This window comes from Xanthomonas sp. AM6 (genome assembly GCF_025665335.1).
Lineage (GTDB): Bacteria > Pseudomonadota > Gammaproteobacteria > Xanthomonadales > Xanthomonadaceae > Xanthomonas_A.
Genome location: NZ_CP106869.1, coordinates 1,746,076 through 1,767,167, shown reverse-complemented (window position 1 = coordinate 1,767,167; position 21,092 = coordinate 1,746,076). Strand labels below are relative to the sequence as shown.

The 21,092-nt window shown below is 71.3% G+C and carries 15 protein-coding genes; 7 read left to right on the top strand and 8 right to left on the bottom strand.

Annotated features, from left to right (window positions below; genetic code table 11):
• The first annotated feature begins 195 nt into the window (after window positions 1-195).
• From OCJ37_RS07290 to OCJ37_RS07275, 4 genes are all read left to right on the top strand, one after another.
• Window positions 196-1,137, top strand: a complete 942-nt coding sequence (locus tag OCJ37_RS07290) for a LysR substrate-binding domain-containing protein (RefSeq protein WP_263113004.1) — start codon at window positions 196-198, stop codon at window positions 1,135-1,137.
• A 304-nt stretch (window positions 1,138-1,441) separates the two neighbouring features.
• A complete protein-coding gene (locus OCJ37_RS07285; protein WP_145707662.1) occupies window positions 1,442-1,756 on the top strand; it encodes a metalloregulator ArsR/SmtB family transcription factor in 315 nt (104 codons plus the stop codon).
• A 32-nt stretch (window positions 1,757-1,788) separates the two neighbouring features.
• Window positions 1,789-3,246, top strand: a complete 1,458-nt coding sequence (locus tag OCJ37_RS07280; protein ID WP_263113003.1) for a DUF2867 domain-containing protein — start codon at window positions 1,789-1,791, stop codon at window positions 3,244-3,246.
• Window positions 3,247-3,291: 45 nt separating this feature from the next.
• On the top strand, window positions 3,292-3,585 hold the full coding sequence (locus OCJ37_RS07275; RefSeq protein ID WP_184410501.1) for a hypothetical protein: 294 nt from the start codon (window positions 3,292-3,294) through the stop codon (window positions 3,583-3,585).
• A gap of 105 nt (window positions 3,586-3,690) precedes the next feature.
• Here OCJ37_RS07275 and OCJ37_RS07270 read toward each other — a convergent pair whose 3' ends face one another.
• Both OCJ37_RS07270 and OCJ37_RS07265 read right to left on the bottom strand, forming a co-directional pair.
• Window positions 3,691-4,470 (bottom strand): DUF4349 domain-containing protein, encoded by a 780-nt coding sequence (locus tag OCJ37_RS07270; RefSeq protein WP_263113002.1) that lies wholly within the window; start codon window positions 4,468-4,470, stop codon window positions 3,691-3,693.
• Between the two features lie 23 nt (window positions 4,471-4,493).
• Window positions 4,494-4,850 (bottom strand): GFA family protein, encoded by a 357-nt coding sequence (locus OCJ37_RS07265; RefSeq protein ID WP_263113001.1) that lies wholly within the window; start codon window positions 4,848-4,850, stop codon window positions 4,494-4,496.
• A 102-nt stretch (window positions 4,851-4,952) separates the two neighbouring features.
• Between OCJ37_RS07265 and OCJ37_RS07260 the strand changes: the two genes are divergently transcribed.
• Window positions 4,953-6,773: a DUF885 domain-containing protein gene (locus OCJ37_RS07260; protein ID WP_263113000.1), complete on the top strand. Its 1,821-nt coding sequence runs from the start codon at window positions 4,953-4,955 to the stop codon at window positions 6,771-6,773.
• A 317-nt stretch (window positions 6,774-7,090) separates the two neighbouring features.
• On the opposite strand, the gene OCJ37_RS07255 is transcribed toward OCJ37_RS07260, so the two are convergent.
• From OCJ37_RS07255 to OCJ37_RS07245, 3 genes are all read right to left on the bottom strand, one after another.
• Window positions 7,091-8,917 (bottom strand): ABC transporter ATP-binding protein, encoded by a 1,827-nt coding sequence (locus OCJ37_RS07255; RefSeq protein WP_263112999.1) that lies wholly within the window; start codon window positions 8,915-8,917, stop codon window positions 7,091-7,093.
• A 351-nt stretch (window positions 8,918-9,268) separates the two neighbouring features.
• Window positions 9,269-11,788: a glycoside hydrolase family 3 protein gene (locus OCJ37_RS07250; protein WP_263112998.1), complete on the bottom strand. Its 2,520-nt coding sequence runs from the start codon at window positions 11,786-11,788 to the stop codon at window positions 9,269-9,271.
• Window positions 11,789-11,867: 79 nt separating this feature from the next.
• Window positions 11,868-14,624: a TonB-dependent receptor gene (locus OCJ37_RS07245; protein WP_263112997.1), complete on the bottom strand. Its 2,757-nt coding sequence runs from the start codon at window positions 14,622-14,624 to the stop codon at window positions 11,868-11,870.
• A gap of 89 nt (window positions 14,625-14,713) precedes the next feature.
• On the opposite strand from OCJ37_RS07245, the gene OCJ37_RS07240 reads away from it, so the two are divergent.
• Window positions 14,714-16,267 carry a glycoside hydrolase family 30 protein gene (locus tag OCJ37_RS07240; protein ID WP_263112996.1) on the top strand — a complete coding sequence of 518 codons (1,554 nt, stop codon included), beginning with the start codon at window positions 14,714-14,716 and terminating at the stop codon, window positions 16,265-16,267.
• A complete protein-coding gene (locus OCJ37_RS07235; RefSeq protein ID WP_263112995.1) occupies window positions 16,264-17,292 on the top strand; it encodes a LacI family DNA-binding transcriptional regulator in 1,029 nt (342 codons plus the stop codon). Before OCJ37_RS07240 ends, OCJ37_RS07235 begins: the two co-directional genes overlap by 4 nt.
• 288 nt (window positions 17,293-17,580) lie before the next feature.
• On the opposite strand, the gene OCJ37_RS07230 is transcribed toward OCJ37_RS07235, so the two are convergent.
• The 3 genes from OCJ37_RS07230 to OCJ37_RS07220 form a co-directional block, all read right to left on the bottom strand.
• Window positions 17,581-17,991: a VOC family protein gene (locus OCJ37_RS07230; protein WP_317633220.1), complete on the bottom strand. Its 411-nt coding sequence runs from the start codon at window positions 17,989-17,991 to the stop codon at window positions 17,581-17,583.
• The gene (locus tag OCJ37_RS07225) at window positions 17,988-19,595 is read right to left on the bottom strand and encodes a serine hydrolase (RefSeq protein ID WP_263112993.1); all 1,608 of its coding nucleotides are present in this window, start codon (window positions 19,593-19,595) and stop codon (window positions 17,988-17,990) included. The genes OCJ37_RS07230 and OCJ37_RS07225 overlap by 4 nt, the downstream gene beginning before the upstream one ends.
• A gap of 235 nt (window positions 19,596-19,830) precedes the next feature.
• Window positions 19,831-21,084, bottom strand: coding sequence for an RNA polymerase sigma factor (locus OCJ37_RS07220; protein WP_263112992.1), 1,254 nt, complete (start codon window positions 21,082-21,084; stop codon window positions 19,831-19,833).
• Window positions 21,085-21,092 lie beyond the last annotated feature (8 nt).

Sequence of the window (21,092 nt, the reverse complement as noted above, 5' to 3'; positions counted from 1 at the left end):
GTGCCATCGATCGTGCCGCCGTCTCGCCGCCCTGGTGCCGCCAGGCAACAAGCGGGCGGCGGAGCGCCGGGGGCCGCGCCTGCGTGGGCCATGTCGGCCCCGCATCCTGCGCATGGCTGCCAGGATCGCGCGCCGCCGCAACGCCCACAAGCGCGTGATATCGTCGCGAGCCACAAATCTGCCGCGTGTCTGCCCATGCAACTGCGCCCTGCCCTGCTGCCCGCGCTCGGCGTGTTCGCCGCCGCGGCGCGCCACCAGAACTTCGCCCATGCCGCGGAGGAGCTGCACCTGACCGCCAGCGCGGTCAGCCACCACGTGCGCAAGCTGGAGGCGCTGCTCGGCGCAACGCTGTTCCAGCGCCATGCGCGCGGGGTCAAGCTCACCGCCGAGGGCCGGCAACTGGCCGACGCGGCCAGCGCGGCCCTGGCCGACATCGCCGCGGTGGCCGGCAACCTGCATCCGCAGGCCGATACCGCGCCGCTGCGCATCACCACGCTGCGCTCGCTGTCCTATTGCTGGCTGCTGCCGCGGCTGCCGCGCTTCTGCCAGGCGCATCCGCACGTGCGCCTGGACATCCAGACCGACGCGGCGTTCTCGCGCTTCGAGGACGGCGGCCCGGAGCTGGGCATCCGCTACGGCCAGGGCGCGTGGCCGGGGCTGACCTCGCACCACCTGATGGACGACGAACTGTTCCCGGTGGCCTCGCCGGCGCTGCCGCAATTGGCCACGTTGCGCCACCCCGAGCAGATCGCGCAGTTGCCGCTGCTCAGCGACATGTCGCCGCAGGGCTGGCGCGACTGGTTCCGCGCCGCCGCGGTGCGCGGCGTGGCGCTGCCGCCGATGCACACCTTCAACGACAGCACCGACGCGATGCGCGCGGCGGTGTACGGCGTCGGCGCGGTGCTGGCGCGCAAGCACATCGCCCAGCCCTACCTGCAGCGCTACGAACTGGTGCGCCTGCCCGGCCCGGCGTTGAAGGCGCGCTATTCCTACTACATCGTGCATCCCGGCCACCGCCTGCCCAGCCCGGCGGCCAGCCAGTTCATCGACTGGCTCAAGCGCGAAGCGCTGGACGAACGCACGCCGATGCCGGCGCTGCCGGCGGAATTGCTGGGGCTGCCGCCGAGGGCGCGCTAGTTTTTTCCGCCTGGCCACGCGCTTTTGGCGGAACCGCTGGGGCTGCCGCCAACGGCGAACTGGTTTTCCCCGTCTGGCCGCGCGCTTTTGCAGGAGCGGCTTCAGCCGCGACAGGTCCTACGGATGGCGCCTCCCGCTTTACGTGTCCGTCGCTCTACGGAGCGTGTCTGTCGCGGCTGAAGCCGCTCTTGCAAGAGCGTTGCCCGAACGCCATTGCCCGGATCGGGACCGCGGCGGCTCGGCACTTGACACGCGCCCAGCAACGCGTCATTAATTAGCTAATTCGTTAATTATCTAACCCCTGATGTCCATCGACCGCGTCTTCGAAGCCCTCGCCTCGCGCCCGCGCCGCGAGATCCTCGCCTACCTGTCGGCGCAGGAGCTCACCGCCGGGCAGATCGGGCAGCGCTTCGCGATGAGCGCGCCGGCGATCTCGCGGCACCTGTCGGTACTGGAAGCCGCCGGCCTGGTGTCGAGCGAGCGCCGCGGCCAGTTCGTGGTCTACCGGCTGACTCCCGACAACCTGGTCAACACGCTCAGCGGCTTCGCCTTCGAGGTCTGCCCCACCGCCGGCCCGCTCAAGCGCGAGGCGCGCAAGCTGGCGAAGAAGAACGCCTGATCCCGTCCCGCCACGGCCAAAGGAACCCGCCGATGTCCAGTGCCCCGCTCCGCGAAACCGCCGCCGCCCAGGCCGGCTTTCCCTCCGTGCGCCTGGCCTCGTACAGCGGCGGCCTGCCGGTGGAAGTGACGCTGATCGCGCAGCTCGGCGCCGGCGCCGGCGATCCGCTGATCGCCCAGGCCTGCGTGCGCCAGCGCGCGCACCCGAACTTCCACGACGCGCTGGACGAGCCGTCGGCACGGCTGGCCGGCACCGATTTCGGCAACGGCGAGCGCACCGCGCTGTTCTCCTTCGCGGTCGGCGCGAACGGGCATCCCTTCCACCGCCACGCCGGGCACCGCATGTTCACCGCGATCACCGGCAGCGGCGGCGCGCGCTTGCGCTTCTGCACCGCGTCGATGGAACAGATCGAGCAGGACCCGCAGCATTTCCTGGCCGCGCTGCGCCACGTCGAGCTGCCGGCCGACTGCCTGTTCACCGTGCGCTTCGGCGGCGGCACCTGGCACCAGTTCGCGCCGTTGCGCGCGAATGCGGCGCATCCGGCGTTCTTCGCGCTGTCCTGCCACAGCGACGAGGCCGGCGGCGACCTGAGCGCCGAGGTGCGCGCGCAGGTGCTGGCCGGCGACGCCGGCATCGCCACGCTGACCGAACTGCTGCCGGACGCGGTGACCGCGCTGCTGGCCTCGCCGCAGGCGCAGGCGCTGCAGGTGCCGACCGTGCGCCTGTCGCTGTCCGCCTCGCCCGGCAGCCGGCGGCTGGCCTGGTGCGCGGACCTGCGCGCGCGCAGCGGGCGCTTGCGCCAGGCGCTGGGCAGGTGGCGGCACCCGCCCGGCTTCGTCGCGCTGGCGCCGCGGCTGGCGCCGGTGCGCTCGCTGCCGCAGCCGGTGCCCGGCTCGCTGCTGTGGCGCGAACTGCCCGCGCACGATCACCAGGACAGCGTGCGCCTGCGACTGCAGGCGCACCAGCTGCGCCAGCGCGGCGCGCACGCGCTGCTGGTGGCGTTGCTGGACGGCTTCATGCAGCGCCCGCCGCTCGGGGTGACCTGGCTGATGCGGATCCGCAACGCGCTGGTCGCGCCGCTGCGCTTGCGCACCTCGCCGCTGGGCTGCCCGGTGTCCTCGCTGCTGTCGCCGCAGCGCGAGCGCCTGTTCGCCGGCCGCTTCCCGGTGCTGGGACACGCGCACGCCGCGCACGGCCGGCGCGCGCAGGTGCTGCTCGGCGCCGACGACCGGCATCTGGCGTTCCGCAGTTGCGTGGGCGTGGAGGTGGCCGAGGACGGCAGCGTGGAACTGAGCCTGGACACGCGCGTGGCCTGCCGCAACTGGTTCGGCCGCCTGTACATGGCGCTGATCGCGCGCGGCCACCGCCACTACATCGCCCCGGCGATGCTGCGCGCGGCGGCCACGGCATTGCTGGCGCCGGTGTTGGACGAGGCCGCGCAGGATGCCGCGGCGCCGCACCCGCGCCACGCCGTCATCACTTCGCCTTAGCCGCCGCCTGCCTAGCCTTGCCTTCCCCCCTCCAGAGAAAGGCCCATGCCCCAGCTCCGTATCCGCATCACCGGCAGCGAAGACGACGCCCGCGCCATCATCAACCTGCTCGGCAGCCTGGAAGGCATCGAGCACGTCGAGGAGATCGACGACCTGATGAGCCATATGGACGACGACGATTCCAGCTCCGCCGGGCTGCCCGACGACCAGGGGCCTGGCACCCACGAAGTCGAGATCGAGGCCGGCAATCTGGCCACCGCGCAAAAGGTGCGCGAAGCGGTGGAGGCCTTGGCCTTCGACCTGGAAGTGATCGTGGAGTTCGAGCAGGACGAAGGCTGAGGCCTTTTCTCCCGGCTATTTAAGACTGTAGGAGCGGCTTCAGCCGCGACGGGCTCTACCGGTAGAGCCCGTCGCGACTGAAGTCGCTCCTACACCGGGCGCCGCTCAGGCGCGCCTGCGGCGCCGGCGCAGCCAGGCGACCAGCCACCACAGCACCGCGCCCAGCAGCAGGAACGGCGTCAACGCCGCGACCGCACGGATCGCCCAGGCGGTCGCGGACGCGAAGATCGCGCCCGTGTCGGCGAACGCCTCGCCGATCTCGCTGCGGCCGCGCTCGCCGTCGGGCGTGGCGAACTGCAAGGTCAGCCGCTGCGTCTCGATGCGCCGGCGATGCTGCGCCGCGTCCTGGCTGGCCGCGAGCAGTTGCGTGTCGAGTTGGGCCATCTTCTCCGACAGGCTGATCATGTCGGCCACGCTGAGGTCGCGCCGCTGCTGGAACTCCTGCAGGCGGCGCTGCTCGGCCTGCAACCGCTGCTGCAGCGCGGCGTTGTCCTGCACCGCCTGCGCCAGGTCCTCGGCGCGGGTGCTGCGGCTGCCGATCTCGCCGCCGTTGCCGGCCTGCGCGATCAGCGGCTCCACGCCCGCCGGCACGATGCGCACGCTCAGCGCGGCCTGCGGGTGCTCGCCGCCGCGCTGCTCCACCGACAGCACGTTGCAGGCGCCGAAGCGCCCGCTCAGGCAGCTGTCCTGGGCCTGCTTGAGCCGCGCCTCGATCTGCGCCGCTGGCAGTTGCACGCTCACCTCGTGCTCGTAGGCCAGCATCGCCGCACGGCCGTCGGCGGTCGGCGCCGCCGCCGGCGCTTCGGCCAGGCTCGCGCCGCCGGCATCGGCGGCGCTGTCGTGTTTGGAACAGCCTGCGACCGCCAGCGCCAACAGCAGCGGCACGCTCCAATGCGATGGCAGCGCCCTCACAGGCTCGCCCCGTCCACGGTGTGCACCTGCAGCGCCGCCAGGTCCAGCTGCGGCAGGCAGCGCACGTTGACCGCGACCGTCGCCTCGCCGGTCTTCGGGTGGGTGCCCTCGCTGAACGGGGCGATGCCGCAATCCGGGCAATGATGATGGTCGATGTGCTGGCGATTGAAGCGGTAGGTGCCCAGAGTTTCCGGCGCGCTGCGCAGCGCCAGCGCCGCGCGCGCGCCGAACCACAGCAGCCCGCCGCGGCGCCGGCACATGGAGCAGTTGCAGTCGTAGACCTCGGCGATCGGCGCGTCGGTTTCCAGCTCGAATGCGATGCGGCCGCAATGGCAGCTGCCCGTGTAGTTCATCCCTGCGCTCCTGAGGACCAAAGCGCAAGGGTAATCCAACGGCAGGTGCGCGGGCGGCGGCGGCCGCCTATGCTGGTGGATCGACCCACCACAGGAACCCCGATGCGCAAGCACCTGCTCGCCGCCGCCCTGCTCGCCGCCCTCGCCGGCTGCCAGCCGTCCGCCGATGCTCCGTCCACGCCGCCGTCCGCCGCCGCACCCGGCAGCGCCGCCACCGCGCCCGACGCGGCCGCCGACGCCGCCTTCGCCGCGCTGTCCAAGCGCGCCGTGGACACCTGGATGCAGCTGTCCCCGGTCGGCGCCACCCAGACCGGCGACCACCGCTACGACAGCGAACTGGACGATCTCAGCACCGCCGGCCGGCAGAAGAGCCTGGACGCGAGCAAGCAGTTGCTGGCCGAGCTGGACAAGCTGGACGCGGCCAAGCTCTCGCGCGAGAACCAGGTGGACGCGGCGATCCTGCGCAACCAGTTGCAGTCGGACATCTGGAACAGCGAAGTGGCGCAGAGCTGGGCCTGGGATCCGCAGCTCTACAACGGCCTGGCCGGCGGCGCGATCTACGGGCTGATGGCGCGCGAGTTCGCGCCGCTGCCGGAGCGGCTGAAAGCGGCCACCGCGCGCATGGAGAAGATCCCGGCGCTGTTCGCGCAGGCGCGCGCGAACCTGGACCCGGCACGGGTGCCGCAGATCCACGCCAAGACCGTGGCCAAGCAGAACCAGGGCATTCTCAGCATCGTCGACACCTTCATCGCCCCGCACGTCAAGGAACTGCCCGCGGCCGACGCGCAGCGCCTGCAGGCGGCGATCGACGGGCTGAAGAAGGCCGTGGCCGAGCAGCAGACCTGGCTGGACAAGACCCTGGTGCCCAACGCCAAGGGCGATTTCCGCATCGGCGCGGAGCAGTACGACCAGAAGCTGAAGTTCGCGCTGAACTCCTCGCTGTCGCGCGCGGAGATCAAGCAGCGCGCCGAGGCCGAGCTCAAGCGCGCGCGCGCGGAGATGTACGGCATCGCCCGCACCGTGCTGAAGGACAAGCCCAACGCGCCGGCGCTGGTCGACGCGCCGGACGACGCGCAGCAGCAGGCCGCGATCGAGGCCGCGCTGGAACTGGCCTACGCGCAGCACCCGGCGCGCGACAAGGTGGTCGAGGACGCCAAGGCCTCGCTGGCCTCCTCCACCGAGTTCGTGCGCCGCAAGAACCTGCTGACCCTGCCCGACGCGCCGGTGGACATCATCCTGATGCCCGAATTCCAGCGCGGCGTGGCGGTGGCCTATTGCGACTCGCCCGGCCCGCTGGACAAGAACCTGAAGACCTTCTACGCGGTGTCGCCGATCCCCGACGACTGGAGCGCGCAGCAGGCCGAATCGTTCCTGCGCGAATACAACGGCCGCATGATCCACCTGCTGAGCATCCACGAAGGCGTGCCCGGCCACTACGTGGAAGGCTGGCACTCGGCCAAGTTCCCCTCGACGCTGCGCGGCGTGCTGCGCTCGGGCGTGTTCGCCGAGGGCTGGGCGGTGTACACCGAGCGGATGATGCAGGAGCAGGGTTACCTGGACAACGATCCGCTGTTCCACCTGGTGCAGCTGAAGTTCTACCTGCGCACCCTCGCCAATGCCCTGCTCGACCAGGGCGTGCACGTGGACAACTGGAGCAAGGAACAGGCGATGCAGTTGATGGTGCACGACACCTTCCAGCAGCAGAGCGAAGCCGAGGGCAAGTGGGTGCGCGCGCAGCTGACCTCGGCGCAGTTGCCGACCTATTTCGTCGGCGTGCAGGAACACCTGGACCTGCGCAAGGCGATGCAGGCCAAGCTCGGCGACACCTTCGACCTCAAGGCCTACCACGACCAGGTGCTGTCCTACGGCGCGCCGCCGGTGCGGTTCGTGCGGGAGCTGATGTTGGACGAGCCGATCCAGTGAGGGGCTGGGATTCGGGATTGGAGATTGGGGATTCGTAGAGGCGGTTTGCCGCGTCTGATGCCCGCGCAGTCTTTCTGGAGAACAGCCCCCCTTGAGTCGAGGGGGGCGCGCCGACAGGCGCGGGGGATCTGGAAAGTGATGAGCCGGGGCCCACGGTTTGCGCAGCAAACTGTGGGGCGGCAGCGCGAATGCGATGGCGCCGGTCAGCGGGATGTTGTGGGAGCGACTTCAGTCGCGACGGGCCGTCCCGGTAATGCCCGTCGCGACTGAAGTCGCTCCTACAAGTGACCCTCGTTGGTTGGCGACCGCAAGCAACCTCAGCCCGCGACGAAGCCGCCCGTCTGCCGCGCCCATAGCCGGGCGTACAGGCCGCCGCGCGCGACCAGTTCGGCGTGGGTACCGGTCTCGACGATCGCGCCCTGGTCCATCACCACCAGGCGGTCCATCCGCGCGATGGTCGACAGGCGGTGCGCGATCGCGATCACCGTCTTGCCGGCCATCAGTTCGTCCAGGCTGTCCTGGATCGCCGCTTCCACTTCCGAATCCAGCGCCGAGGTGGCCTCGTCCAGGATCAGGATCGGCGCGTCCTTGAGCAGCACGCGGGCGATGGCGATGCGCTGGCGCTGGCCGCCGGACAGCTTGACCCCGCGCTCGCCGACCTGCGCGTCGTAGCCGCGCTGGCCTTCGCCGTCCACCAGGTGCTCGATGAACTCGGCGGCGCGCGCCTTGGCCACCGCGGCGCGCAGCTGCGCCTCGCTGGCGTCGGGCCGGCCGTACAGCAGGTTGTCGCGGATCGAGCGATGCAGCAGCGAGGTGTCCTGGGTGACCAGGCCGATCTGCCCGCGCAGGCTTTCCTGGGTGACCCCGGCGATGTCCTGCCCGTCGATCAGGATGCGCCCGCTCTCCAGGTCGTACAGCCGCAGCAGCACGTTGACCAGGGTCGACTTGCCGGCGCCGGACGGCCCGACCAGGCCGATCTTCTCGCCGGCGCGCACCTGCAGGTCGAGCCCGGCGATCACGCCGCCGCGCTTGCCGTAATGGAAATGGACGTGCTCGAAGCGCACGTCGCCGCGCTCCACGCGCAGCGGCACCGCGTCGGCACGGTCCTGCACCTGCGCCGGCTGCGCGATCGTCTCCATGCCGTCCTGCACCGCGCCGATGTCCTCGAAGATGCCGTTGACCGTCCACATGATCCAGCCGGACATGTTGTGGATGCGGATCACTAGGCCGGTGGCCAGGGTGATGGCGCCCACGCTGATCTGGCCGCGGCTCCACAGCCACAGCGCCAGCGCGCAGGTGGCGGCGATCAGGAAACCGTTGGCGACGGCGATGGCGGTGTCCATCGCCGTGGTCATGCGGGTCTGCCGGCGATGCTTGGCCGCCAGTTCGCCGATCGCCTCGCGCACGTAGGCCTGCTCGCGCCCGGCGTGCGAGAACAGCTTGAGCGTGGCGATGTTGGTGTAGCCGTCGACGATGCGGCCCATCGCCTTGGAGCGCGCATCCGAGGCGATCCACGCGCGCTGCTTCATCCGCGGCACGAAGTACACCATCAGGCCCACGTACACCAGCAGCCACACCAGCAGCGGCGCCATCAGCCACGGATCGGCCTGGGCGAACAGCCACAGCGCGCTGCCGGTGTAGACCGCGATGTACCACAGCGCATCGACCATCTGCACCGCCGACTCGCGCAGCGAGGTGCCGGTCTGCATGACCCGGTTGGCGATGCGCCCGGCGAAGTCGTTCTGGAAGAAGCCCAGGCTCTGCCGCACCACGTAGTTGTGCATCAGCCAGCGCGAGCGGTTGCTCAGGCCGGGCACGATGGCCTGGTTGACCAGCAGGTTGTGCAGCGCCACGAACAGCGGCCGCGCCACCAGCACGATGGCCGCCATCCACAGCAGCTCGCCGGCGTGGCGGCGGAAGAACTCCGGGCCCGGCCGCTCGGCGAGCATGTCGACGATGCGGCCGAGGAAGTCGAACATCGCCACTTCCACCAGCGCCAGCAGCAGCCCCGCCACCAGCGTGGCCAGCAGCAGCGGCCACAGCGGCCGCAGGTAGTGCAGGTAGAAGCGCGCCACGCCGCGCGGCGGCATCGCGGTCTCGATCTTCGGGAAGACCTCGATCAGGGATTCGAACCAGCGAAACATCGAAAACGCCAGCGGCCAACGGGGCGCCAGGGTAGCGTATCGCGCGTCAAGCGCAGCAGGCTCCGTAGCGGCTTGCGCCCGAGCGCGGCGTCATGCAGGCACGCCGCAGCCCCGTGCGCGGCGGCGCGACCGCTCCTCCACCGCCCGTCACTTCACGACGGTTGCGGCGGATGCGCGCGGCGGAGCCACCACGCCCACCCCGCCCCGCCCCGACGTCACACGATCCGCCCCACGGGCGTAGGCAAATCCCGAATTCCTGTGCTCCACACCGAACGCCCGGTCATCCCCAATCCCCAATCCCCAATCCCCGATCCCGAATCCCGAATCCCGAATCCCGAATCCCGGCCCCAACTACTCGCAACGCAGCGCGTCGGCCGCCTCCGCGGCGCCGGCCACCACTTGGATGCGGGTGAACGCCGCCGCGAACGGCGCATCGGCGTCGACCGCGAACGGCATGTCGATGCCGCCCAGGTCGGCGCCGCGCTTGGCGAAGCAGGCCAACGGCACGGTCACGGTGCGCTTGCCGGATCCCGCCGCGGCCAGCAACGGCGCGATGTCCACGCCGTCGCCGCAACCGCGCACGCAGCCCAGGCGCAGCGTCACCGGCCTGGTCGGCGCGCGCTCCACCCGCACGTCGAACTGCAGGGCGGCCTGCGCCTGCGCCAGCGCATTGAGGTTCCGGCCGCCAGCGCTGCTGGCGAACAGCCGCGCCGGCGCAAGCCAGGTCACCTGCTTGGCGTCCTGCTGAGTGTTGACCTGCACCGTGCGCACGCGCAGCGCCGGATCGGGCTGCGGCCAGTCCAGCGCCGCATTGAGGTCGTCGCCTAGTGCGCGCTCCTGGCCGCGCGCGGCCAGCTTCAGCGCGAACGGCGCGGCGTCGCGCAGGTTGAACACCGGCAGCGTGGTGGCCGCGCCGCAGCTGGCCGGCACCTGCACCGGCAGCGCGCCGACCCGGCCACCGCGGGCGTAGCGCAATCCATAGCCGACCGCGAACAGCGGCGGCCGCGCCGGATCGGCCGGCGCCACCGGCGGCGGGCACGCCTGCCCCGGCCATGGGAAGCCCAGCTGGCCGCGGAAATCGTGCGCGCCACCGAACAGCACGTCGGCCACCCCGCCGCCCTCGCTGCCCGGCAGCCAGGCGGCGACAAAGGCCTGCGACAGGTTGAGCAGGTCGTTGACGTACAGCGGCCGCCCGGACAGCAGCACCGCGATCACCGGCTTGCCGGTCGCGGCCGCGTCCTGCAGCGTCTTCAGGTCTTCCGGATGGCGCTGGCTGTGCGCCACCGTGCTGGAGGCGACGATGTCGCCGCTGCCTTCGGCATAGGGCGTTTCGCCGATCACCGCGACGATGGCGTCGTAGCTGCCCGGCGCGGCGGCGGCGACCGATTCGGCGTAGCGCACCCGCTCGGCGCCGCCCACCTCGCGCAGGCCCGCCAGGATGCTTTGCGCGTTGGGGAAGTCCGCATTGCCGTTGTCGGTACCCTGCCAGGTCAGCGACCAGCCGCCGGCCTGGTCGGCGATGCGGTCGGCGCTCTTGCCGACCACCAGCAGACGCTGGCCGCGGCGCAGCGGCAGCGCGGACTGCTCGTTCTTCAGCAGCACCAGCGATTCGCGCACCGCGCGCCGCGCCAGCTCGCGGTGCAGCAACGCATCCTCGCGGCCCGCGTAGCGGCTGGCCGAAGGCGCGTGCGCGAACAAGCCGGCGCGCAGCTTGACCCGCAGGATGCGCCGCACCGCATCGTCGATGCGCGCCTGCGGGATCTGCCCGGCCTGGACCTGGGCGACGGTGTTGTCGATGAACGCCTTCCAGTCGTCGGGCACCATCACCATGTCCATGCCGGCGTTGATCGCCTGCGCGCAGCTGGCGTTGCTGCAGCCCGGCACCTGGCCGATGCCGTTCCAGTCGGAGACCACGAAGCCGTCGAAGCCCATCTTCTGCTTCAGCGCCTCGCTCAGCAGCGGCGCGGCGCCGTGCATCTTGCCGTAGTCGACCCCAGCGGCGACGTCGTTCCAGCTGCTGTAGGAGGCCATCACCGTCTGCACGCCGGCCGCGATCGCGCCGTAGTAGCCCTGGCCGTGAACGTTGAGCATGCGCGCCTTGTCGATCCGCGCCACGCCCTGGTCCTGGCCGTGCTCGGTAGCGCCATCGCCGAGATAGTGCTTGGCGGTGGCCAGCACGCTGGCGTCGTCGCCGAGCCGGCCCTGCATGCCGCGCACGTAGGCGGCGCCGTACTCGCGGACCAGCGCGGGGTCGGAGGAGAAGCTCTCGTAGGTGCGGCCCCAGCGCGTGTCCTCGGCCACCGCCAGCGTCGGCGCGAACGCCCAGGCGATGCCGGTGGCGCGGCTGCCCTGCGCGGTGGCGCGCGCGACCTGCTCCACCAGCGCCGGGTCGCGCGCCGCGCCCAGGCCGATGTTGTGCGGGAACAGCGTGGCGCCGTACACGTTGCTGTGCCCGTGCACCGCGTCGGTGCCCCAGATGATCGGGATCGGCACCGCCGCATCGGTGCTCATCGAGGCCCGGTAATAGGCATCGGCCAGCCGCAGCCAATCCCCCACGCGCGCGTGCTTGTCCTTGCCCGGCCACGAGCCGCCGCCGTTGAGCACCGAGCCGATGTGGTACTGGCGCACCTGCTCGGGGGTGATCGACTTGATTTCCGCCTGGGTCATCTGCCCGACCTTCTGCGCCAGGGTCATGCCGCCCAGGATCTGCGCGACCCTGGCCTCGATCGCCGGATCGGGCGCCACCGCGCTGCGCAGCGCCGGCCAGTCGCGCAACGGCGCCGGCGGCGCGGACGGCGGCGCGGCCTCGGCTGCGGCGGCGAGAGTGACGGCGGCGAGCATGGCGCGGGCCAGGGCATGCGGTCTGGACATCCTGTTTCCTCCATCGAAGTGCGGTCGCGGCGCCGCGCGGCGGCGCGGCGCCGGTCGTGGATGCGGGGCGCCGCCCGCGTCAGAGCTTGTAGCGGAAGCCGAGCAGGTACTGGCGCCCGTACTCGGTGTATTCCTCGGGCAGGAACAGCGTGGTCGAGACGCCGGCGGCGCTGACTTCGGTGCGGAACGCCTCGTTGGTCAGGTTGTTGACCTGGAACATCAGCGACAGGCCCTTGAGCCGGCTGCTGTCGGGGAAGTCGTAGCTCAGCTGCAGGTCGGTGACGCGTTCGCTGAGCGTATTGCGGTAGCTGCGCTGGCCGAACAGCGATCCGTACTCGCCGCGGTAGGCGTCGCGGTAGCGCTGGCTGACGCGCGCGCCGAAGCCGTGCTTCTCGTAGAACACGGTGGCGTTGGCGACGATCTTGGACAGGCCGGGGATGGTGTCGGTGCCGGGCGAATTGTCGCTGGGGTCGGGATCGATCGACGATTCGGTGTAGGACCCGTTGAACTGCACGCCGAAGCCGTCGAGGCGTTCGCTGAACACGTCGCCGGTGACGCTGGCGGCGAACTCGATGCCGCGCATGTAGCCGCCGCTGCCGTTGGCCCAGGTGCTGAAGGTGCCGATGTTGGACACCGGGGTCTGCCCGTCCGGGTTGTAGCCGGTGAAGTCCCAGCTCAGGTTCTGCCGGTAGATGTAGGTCTGCAGGTCCTTGTAGAACAGCGCCAGGCTCACGTAGCTGGCCGAGCCGAAATATTTTTCCAGCGACAGGTCGACCGCATCGGCGCGGTACGGCTGCAGCGTCGGGTTGCCGCCGCTGCCGCTCCACAGCCCGGTGGTGGTGTCCACCGCGGCGCTGGCGTCGGCGCTGAGGTAGTTGATCGGCGGGCGCATCAGCTGCTTGGCCGCGCCCAGGCGCGCCATCCAGCCGTCGCCGAAGTCGAACACCAGGTTCAGGCTCGGCAGCGCGTCGTGGTAGCGCGCGCCCAGCGTCTGCGCGCCGACCACCGCGCCGCCGCTGGCGTTGAAGCCGGTGGAGGACTGCTCGGTGCTGATGTACTGCAGACCGGCGTTGCCGCGCACGCGCACGCGCTCGCCCAGGTCCATGTCGATGTTGGCGCGCAGGTAGTAGGTGTTGACGTCCTCGTCGACCACGTAGTCCTTGCGCAGGTCGTCGTTGCTCTCGGACAGGGCCACGTTGTAGTAACGCGACAGCACCGAGCGCGGGTTGAAGCTGAGGATATTGCCGATGCCGGCGAAGCCCAGCGAGGTCGGCGCGTACAGCAGCGCCGGATCGACCAGGGTCGGCGTGCGTCCCGGCAGGTCGGCGAAGTACACGTCGGCGCGCTTGTCCTTGCTGCGGCGGTTGACGTTCACGCCGAGGTCGAAGCTGCGCACCAGCGCGGTATCGACGGCGTAGTTGAACTCCAGGCGGCCGGCCTTGATCTCGTCCTTCTGCCAGGAATTCTCCAGGCGCCCGTCGTGCCCCCACTTCTGCGGGTCCCACAGGTACACCGCGCCGGGATCGGCCAGGTCGGCGAGCGAATAGCGCGCGAAATCGTTGCTCAGCGGCAGGTCGAAGCCGATGTCCTGCGGATCGGCCAGCCCGGCGTAGGTTTCCAGCTGCGACTGCCGGCGCTCGGCGCGCGAATAGTTCAGGTCCAGGCTCAGCGACCACGGCTCCCAGCGCAGCGTGTTGGTCCAGCCGAGCGAGAGCAGCTTGTCCTGGCGGTCGTTGCGGTCGTTGCGCACTGCCGGCTGCACCCCGCTCAGGGTGCCCTGGGTGATGACCGGCACGCCCTGCCGGTCGGTGGTGGCGATGTCGGTGTAGGACACCTGCTGGCCGAGCGCATTGCTGAAGTCGGGCGCGTTCGACCACATCGCCCCGTGCATGGTTTCCTGCTGGTCGAACTTGGACCAGTAGCCGTCGAGCACGCTGTGGAAGTGTTCGTTCGGCTTGTACTCCAGCGTGCCGATCACGCCGTCGCGGGTCAGCTCGCGCGACTTGATCCACGCCTCCGAGCCCTGCAGCGCCACCGCGCCCGGCGGCTTGCCGGGCTGCGTGGCGCCCCAGCTGTCCGGGTTGCCCCACCACCACGCCTTGTAGTGCTTTTCCTGGAACGGCGAATTCAGCCGCGCCACGCCCAGGGCGACGCCGATGGTGTCGCCGGCGAACTGGTCCACGTAGGACGCCGCGGCGCGATAGCCGCGGTCGTGGCCGTCGTCGCCGAGCTTGCCGAAGGAATTCTTCTCGCCGTTGCCGCTGACCACGATGCGGCGCTCGCCCAGGTCCAGCGGGCGGATCGTCTTCAGATCCACGGTGCCGGACAGGCCCTGGCCGATCACCGCGGCGTCGGCAGTCTTGTAGACGGTGACGGCATTGATCAGCTCGGCCGGAAACTGGTCGAACTCCACGCCGCGGCTGTCGCCGGTGCTGACCTGTTCGCGGCCGTTGAGCGTGGTGCCGACGAACTGCTCGGACATGCCGCGGATGTTGATCACCTGCGAGCGCCCGTCCACGCGCTGGGTGGCGACGCCGGGCAGGCGCGAGATCGAATCGGCGATGCTCACGTCGGGCAGCTTGCCGATGTCCTCGGCCGAGATCGCCTCCACGATCAGCGACGACTCGCTCTTGGTTTCCACCGCGGTCTCGATCGCGTGGCGGATGCCGGTGACGCGCACCGCATCCAGCGTGCTGACCGCGTCCTGCTGCGCCGGCGCGGCGGCACCGGCGGTTTGCGCGTGCGCCTGCTGCAGCGCGGCGACGCAACAGGCGATCGCCAGCAAGCGCCGCGCCGGTACGCCGCGCCGCGCGCGGTCCTCGAAGAATTCCTGCATGCCCCTCATGTGATGCCCTCTCCCGGCATTTTTGACAGCGCTGTCATACCCGTCGTATCCAGTGCGGTCAATGCCCGGAGGAGCCAGACATGCCGCAGCCACGCAAATCGACGAACTTTCCCGCCGCCACGGCGCCGTGCCATGCCGAATCGCTGCGGCGCAGCACGCGGTTTGCGCAGCGTCCGGCCGCCGCGCGCGCGGTGCGGCAACGGGTGGCGGCTGCGTTGTGCGGCGCGTTGCTGGCGTGGACCGGCGCCGTCTTCGGCGCGCGGCCAGCGCCGCCGCCGGGCGACGTGCAGGTCTGGATCACCACCCAGGACCATCGCCTGGCGCTCGCGCCGGCGCCGGCCGCACGCTGGGAAGCGCTCGCGCAGGCCGACATCCGCATCGATGCCGCGGCACGGCGCCAGCGCATGCTCGGTTTCGGCGCCTCTATCACCGATTCCTCGGCCTGGGTGCTGCAGCAGTTGCCGCCGGCGCGCCGCGACGCGCTGATGCGCGAACTGTTCGGGCGCGCCGATGGCGGCCTGGGCCTGAGCTTCGCGCGGCTGACCATCGGCGCCTCGGATTTCTCGCGCCGCCACTACAGCCTCGACGACACCCCGGACAATGCGCCGGATCCGGCGCTGGCGCATTTCAGCATCGCGCCCAACCGCGACGACGTGCTGCCGGTCGCGCGGCAGGCGCTGGCGATCAATCCCGACCTGAAGATCATGGCCTCGCCGTGGAGCGCGCCGGCGTGGATGAAGAGCAGCGGCAGCCTGATCGGCGGCACGCTCAAGCCCGAGCACTACGACGCCTTCGCCCGCTACCTGCTGCGCTACGTCGATGCCTATGCGCAGGCCGGCGTGCCGATCTTCGCGCTCACCCTGCAGAACGAGCCGGGCTTCACGCCGCCCGACTATCCCGGCATGCGCCTGGACGCGGCGCAGCGTGCGCAGTTGATCGGCCGCCACCTCGGCCCGCTGCTCGACGCGCGCGGCGGCGCGCCGCTGATCTTCGACTGGGACCACAACTGGGACCAGCCGCAGGAGCCGCTGGCGGTGCTGGCCGATGCGCAGGCGCGGCGCCACGTCGCCGGCGTCGCCTGGCACTGCTACGCCGGCGATCCGGCGGCGCAGAGTCCGGTGCAGGCGGCCCATCCGGACAAGGACGCCTACATGACCGAGTGCTCCGGCGGCGACTGGGAGCCGCTGCGCAGCGGCGGCCTGACCCTGCAGGCGCGGCGGCTGATCGTGCAGTCGGTGCGCCACGGCGCGCGCGGGGTGCTGTTCTGGAACCTGGCGCTGGACCTGCAGGGCGGCCCGCATGCCGGCGGCTGCGGCACCTGCCGCGGCGTGGTCGACATCGATCCGCGCGGCGAGCGCGTGGTGCGCAGCGACGAGTACTATGCGCTCGCCCATGCCAGCCGCTTCGTGCGCCCGCAGGCCTGGCGCATCGATTCCAGCGAGGGCGGCGAAGGCATGGACAACGTGGCGTTCCTGAACCCGGACGGCGCGCGGGTGCTGGTGGTGGTCAACAGCGCCGATCGCGCGCGGGTGGTGACGGTTGCCGAAGGCGCGCGCGGCTTCCGCTACAGCGTGCCGGCGCGCAGCCTGGCCAGTTTCGTGTGGCCGGCACCGGCCGCAGGCGTGGCGCGGTGAGCAAGCGCGCCACGCCGGGCCTGCGTATCGAGGACGTGGCCGCGCGCGCCGGCGTGTCGATGAAGACCGTGTCGCGGGTCATCAACGGCGAGCCCAACGTGCGCGAGCAGACCCGGCGCAAGGTCGAGCAGACCATGCAGCGGCTGGGCTACCAGCCCAATCCGTCGGCGCGCAGCCTGGCCGGCCAGCGCTCCTACGCGGTGGCGCTGGCCTACGACAATCCCTCGTACTACCAGATGGAAATCCAGAACGGCGTACTCGCCGCCTGCCGCGCGCAGCGCTATACGCTGATGCTGGCGCCGGTGGACCGCAGCCGCGCCGACCACGCCGATACGCTGGTCGCGCTGGCACGGCACCAGCACATCGACGGACTGCTGCTGATCCCGCCGCTGACCGACGACACGCCGCTGCTGCGCCGGCTCGACGCCGAAGGCATCCCCCTGGCCTGCATCTCGCCGCGGCGCCAGCGCGACTGGCCCGGGGTACGGCTGGAAGAGCGCCGCGCCGCGCGCGAACTGGTCGACGAACTGGTGCGCCTCGGCCATCGCCGCATCGCCCACATCCGCGGCCTGCCCGGCCATGGCGCGAGCCAATGGCGGCTGGCCGGCTACCGCGACGCGCTGGCCGCCGCCGGCATCGCCTACGACCCGCGCCTGGTGGTGCCGGGGCGCTTCGACTTCACCTCCGGCGTCGAAGCCGCCGAGCGCCTGCTCGGGCAGCGCCAGCGCCCGAGCGCGGTGTTCGCCGCCAACGACGAGATGGCCGCCGGCGTGCTGCGCAGCGCCAGCCTGCGCGGCCTGCGCGTGCCCGCGGACCTGTCGGTGTGCGGCTTCGACGACACGCTGGTCGCGCAGCAGGTATCGCCGGCGCTGTCGACGGTGCAGCAGCCGTTGCAACAGATGGGCCGACGCGCGCTGGAACTGTTGCTGGAGCGGCTGCGCGCACCGCAGCCGCCGGCCTGCGAAACCCTGCCGCACCGCCTGCTGCTGCGCGACTCGCTGGGTGCGCCTTCGACAGGACGCTGAACGGCGGCGCGACATGCGCAACGTGCGGCGGGCTGTCTGGCGACCGCGACCGGCGATCCCACGGGAATGGCGCAGATGGCATCGTGCCTTGCTACCAGCCAAAGGGCACCGCACAGGATCTACGGACTCACGCCCGTTGCCGTGGGGCCCTTCCGACCTCGATGTCGCGACCGCTCCTGCAACAGGCTTCGCACATCGAAGGCCAACCGCACGGCCGATCCGGCTTCCTGTGGGTGGCGCTTCAGTCGCGACTGCCACCGTAGCTGAACGTATTCCGGCTTCGTCGCCTCACTCCGCGCGGTGGCAGCACACGCACAGCTTGTTGCCGTCCAGGTCGCGGAAGTACGCGCCGTAGTAGTCCGGATGGTAGTGCGCGCGCAGCCCAGGCACGCCTTCGCAGCGTGCGCCCTGGGCTAGCGCCAGCGCGTGGCAGCGGTCCACCTGTGCCCTGCTCGCCGCCTGCAGCGCGAGCATCTGCCCGTTGCCTGGCGTCGCCGCCTGCCCATCCCAGGCACGGCCAATCAGCAGCAGCGGCCGCGGTGCGTCCGGCGCCGTCCAGCCAGCCCAGCCACGCATGTCGTCACGGAACTTCAGCTGCAGCCCCAGCACCTGCAGCAGCGGCGCGTAGAACGCGAACGCGGCCGGGAAATCGTTCACACCCAGATGCACGTGCGAGAGCATCGGCATGGCCGCGCTCACGGCGCGTCGGCGACCGGGGTCAACACCAGATCCTGGAAATCGAAACTGAAATCGGTCAGCGGCGAGATCGCCTCCATGCGCACCTCGCGCACCTTGCCGTCGGGGGTCAGCGCGAAGTTGACGAAGGCGTCGGCGTTGAGCGAGCGGTCGCGCCAGCGCACGATGAAGGTGTCGTGCTGCCAGTGCTCCAGCGTGCCGACCAGTTGCGCGGTCTTGCCGAAGCGCAGTTCCAGCTGCTTGCCGCGCTGCGCGATGGCCACGTCGCCGTACCACGGATCGCGATAGGTACCGGCATAACCGGCCAACGGCAGCGACGGTTTGGACTTGGCGTCGCGCGCGGCCAGGTGCTTGCGCCAGTCCTCGTCGGCGTTCGCATCGGCCTTGGCCACCGCGGCCGCATAGGCGGCGGTCCAGTCGGTGGGCGGCGCGCCGAGGTAGGCGTCGAGCACCTGCAGGGTGAGCGCGTTGAACGCCGCGCCCACTTCCTGGTTGGTCAGCACGATCACGCCAAGCTTGCGCTCCGGCACCAGGGTCAGCCGCGACACCATGCCGGGCCAGCCGCCGGTGTGCCAGACCAGCTTGTTGCCGCGGTAGTCGCTCAGGCTCCAGCCCTCGCCGTAGCCGGCGAAGTTCGGCCTGGCCGGCAGCAGTTCCGGCACGCTCGGCTCGGCGATGGCGATCGGCGTGATCACCTGCCACATCTCCTGCTGCCGCTGCGCGCTGAACAGGTGCCGCTCCTGGCCGTCGGCGGACGGCAGGCGCCCGCCGTCGAGCTGCACCTGCATCCACTTGGCCATGTCGTGCACGCTGGCGTAGATGCCGCCGGCGCCGGCATTGTTCGACCAGGTCAGCGGCGGCACCGTGCGCAGCTCGCGGAAATCGAACTTGGCGTGGCCGACCGCGGCGCGGTCGCCGGGCTGCAGGTGGTCGCTGTTGATGCGCGCGCCGCGCATGCCCACCGGCACGAAGATGCGCTGGCGCACGAACTCGGCATAGGACTGGCCCGAGACCTGCTCGATCACCTTCTGCGCCACCGCGTACAGGATGTTGTCGTAGGCGTAGCGGTCGCGGAAGCCGCCCTTCAGCGGCACCTGCGCCAGGCGCCGCACCACCTCCTCGTTGCTGTAGCTGGTGGCCGGCCAGAACAGCAGGTCGCCGGCGCCCAGGCTCAGCCCGCTGCGGTGGCTGAGCAGGTCGCGCACGCGCATCTCGCGGGTCACGTACGGATCGGCCATCTGGAACCACGGCAGGTGCTCGATCACCCGGTCGTCGAGTTTCAGCCTGCCCTCGTCGGCCAGGATCGACAGCGCGGCGGCGGTGAACGCCTTGGTGTTGGAGGCGATCGCGAACAGGGTCTGCGCGTCCACCGGCTCCGGCTTGCCGAGCTCGCGCACGCCGTAGCCGCGCTCCAGCACCACCTGCCCGTCCTTGACGATGGCGATGGCGATGCCGGGCACGTCGAACTGCTTGCGCACGCGCTCCACCCGCGCGTCCAGGTCCTGCAGCGCCGGCGGCAGCGTGGCCTGCGCCGCGGCGGGCGCCTGCGCCTGTGCGGTGACGCTCATCGCCAACAGCAGCCCGCAGCCCATCGACATGCTCTTCAAATCCATCGCTCCTGAAAAAAGAAAGACGTCGTCCGCTACCGGCGCCATCGCGATGGCATGCGGCAATGCGCACGGAGTGTGCGTTCGCAACGCATCGCCATCGCCGACCCGACACCGATCGGTCCGCGAAAAAACCTAGCCCCGGCCCGCCCTGCGGCCCACCGGCGGCATCGCCTCGGCGCCGCCGCGGCAGGACCGAGTGTAGGCCAGCACGGGCATGCGCGGCAGTGCCGCGCTACAGCGCCGCGGCCCGCGCCAGCAGCGCCTGCTTCTCGCGCGCGTTGGCGCTGAGCGCGGCCGCCTGCGCGAACGCCGCGCGGGCCTCGTCGGTGCGGCCCAGGCGCTGCAGCACGTCGCCGCAGGCCGCCGCCAGCGGCGCGTAGTCGCGCAGCCGCGGGTCCTCGCGCAGCGGCAGCAGCAGCGCCCAGGCCGCCGCCGCGCCCTGCGCGCGCGCGACCGCGACCGCGCGGTTGAGTTCCACCACCGGCGAGGGATGCAACTGCGCCAGCCGCGCGTACAGCGCCGCCAGCCGCGCCCAGTCGGTGTCCTCGGCGTGCCGCGCGCATGCATGGCATTCGGCGATGGCCGCCTGCAGCACGTAGGCGTCGTCGCCACCGCCCAGCGCCTGCGCGCGCTGCAGCGCGGCCTGGCCGCGCGCGATCTGCAGCCAGTCCCAGCGCGCGCGGTCCTGGTCGGGCAACAGCACCGGGCTGCCGTCGGCGCCCACCCGCGCCGCGCTGCGCGAGGCCTGCAGTTCCATCAGCGCCAGCAGCCCGTGCACCTGCGGCCACGCCGGCAGCCGATGCGCCAGTACCCGGCCCAGCCGCAGCGCTTCCTCGCACAATGCCGGGCGCATCCAGTCGTCGCCGGCGCTGGCCGCGTAGCCTTCGTTGAACACCAGGTAGATCACTTCCAGCACCGAGGCCAGGCGCTGCGGCAGCGCCGCCTGCCGCGGCACCTCGAACGGCACCCGCTTCTGCGCCAGCGTGCGCTTGGCGCGGACGATGCGCTGGGCGATGGTCGGCTCCGGCAGCAGGAAGGCGCGGGCGATCTCCTCCGTGCTCAGGCCGCCGAGCAGGCGCAGGGTCAGCGCGACCCGCGCGTCGGCCGGCAGCAACGGATGGCAGGCCACGAACATCAGCCGCAGCAGGTCGTCGCCGATGTCGTCCTCCAGCGCATCGCTGTCGTCCGGCGCCGGCAGCGGCTGCGGTTCCAGGGCCTCGCCCCATTGCGCGTGCTGGCCGGCGATCCGCTGGTGCTGGCGCAGCACGTCGATGGCACGATTGCGCGCGGTGGTCATCAGCCACGCTCCGGGGTTGTCGGGAATGCCCTGCGCGGGCCAGCGCTCCAGCGCGGCCAGCCAGGTGTCCTGCACCAGTTCCTCGGCGCGGCCGACGTCGCCGCCGAGCAGCCGGGTAACCCGGGCGATCAGGCCCGGCGCTTCCATGCGCCAGACCGCTTCCAGGCGCTGCGTGAGTGCGATGTCCATGCGCGGAA

Excerpts from the sequence above, each read along its gene's own strand:
- OCJ37_RS07255 (WP_263112999.1), bottom strand. The coding sequence starts at position 8,917 with ATGTTTCGCTGGTTCGAATCCCTGATCGAGGTCTTCCCGAAGATCGAG.
- OCJ37_RS07250 (WP_263112998.1), bottom strand. The coding sequence starts at position 11,788 with ATGTCCAGACCGCATGCCCTGGCCCGCGCCATGCTCGCCGCCGTCACT.
- OCJ37_RS07260 (WP_263113000.1), top strand. The coding sequence starts at position 4,953 with ATGCGCAAGCACCTGCTCGCCGCCGCCCTGCTCGCCGCCCTCGCCGGC.
- OCJ37_RS07265 (WP_263113001.1), bottom strand. The coding sequence starts at position 4,850 with ATGAACTACACGGGCAGCTGCCATTGCGGCCGCATCGCATTCGAGCTG.
- OCJ37_RS07290 (WP_263113004.1), top strand. The coding sequence starts at position 196 with ATGCAACTGCGCCCTGCCCTGCTGCCCGCGCTCGGCGTGTTCGCCGCC.
- OCJ37_RS07285 (WP_145707662.1), top strand. The coding sequence starts at position 1,442 with ATGTCCATCGACCGCGTCTTCGAAGCCCTCGCCTCGCGCCCGCGCCGC.
- OCJ37_RS07240 (WP_263112996.1), top strand. The coding sequence starts at position 14,714 with ATGCCGCAGCCACGCAAATCGACGAACTTTCCCGCCGCCACGGCGCCG.
- OCJ37_RS07280 (WP_263113003.1), top strand. The coding sequence starts at position 1,789 with ATGTCCAGTGCCCCGCTCCGCGAAACCGCCGCCGCCCAGGCCGGCTTT.
- OCJ37_RS07275 (WP_184410501.1), top strand. The coding sequence starts at position 3,292 with ATGCCCCAGCTCCGTATCCGCATCACCGGCAGCGAAGACGACGCCCGC.
- OCJ37_RS07245 (WP_263112997.1), bottom strand. The coding sequence starts at position 14,624 with ATGCAGGAATTCTTCGAGGACCGCGCGCGGCGCGGCGTACCGGCGCGG.
- OCJ37_RS07220 (WP_263112992.1), bottom strand. The coding sequence starts at position 21,084 with ATGGACATCGCACTCACGCAGCGCCTGGAAGCGGTCTGGCGCATGGAA.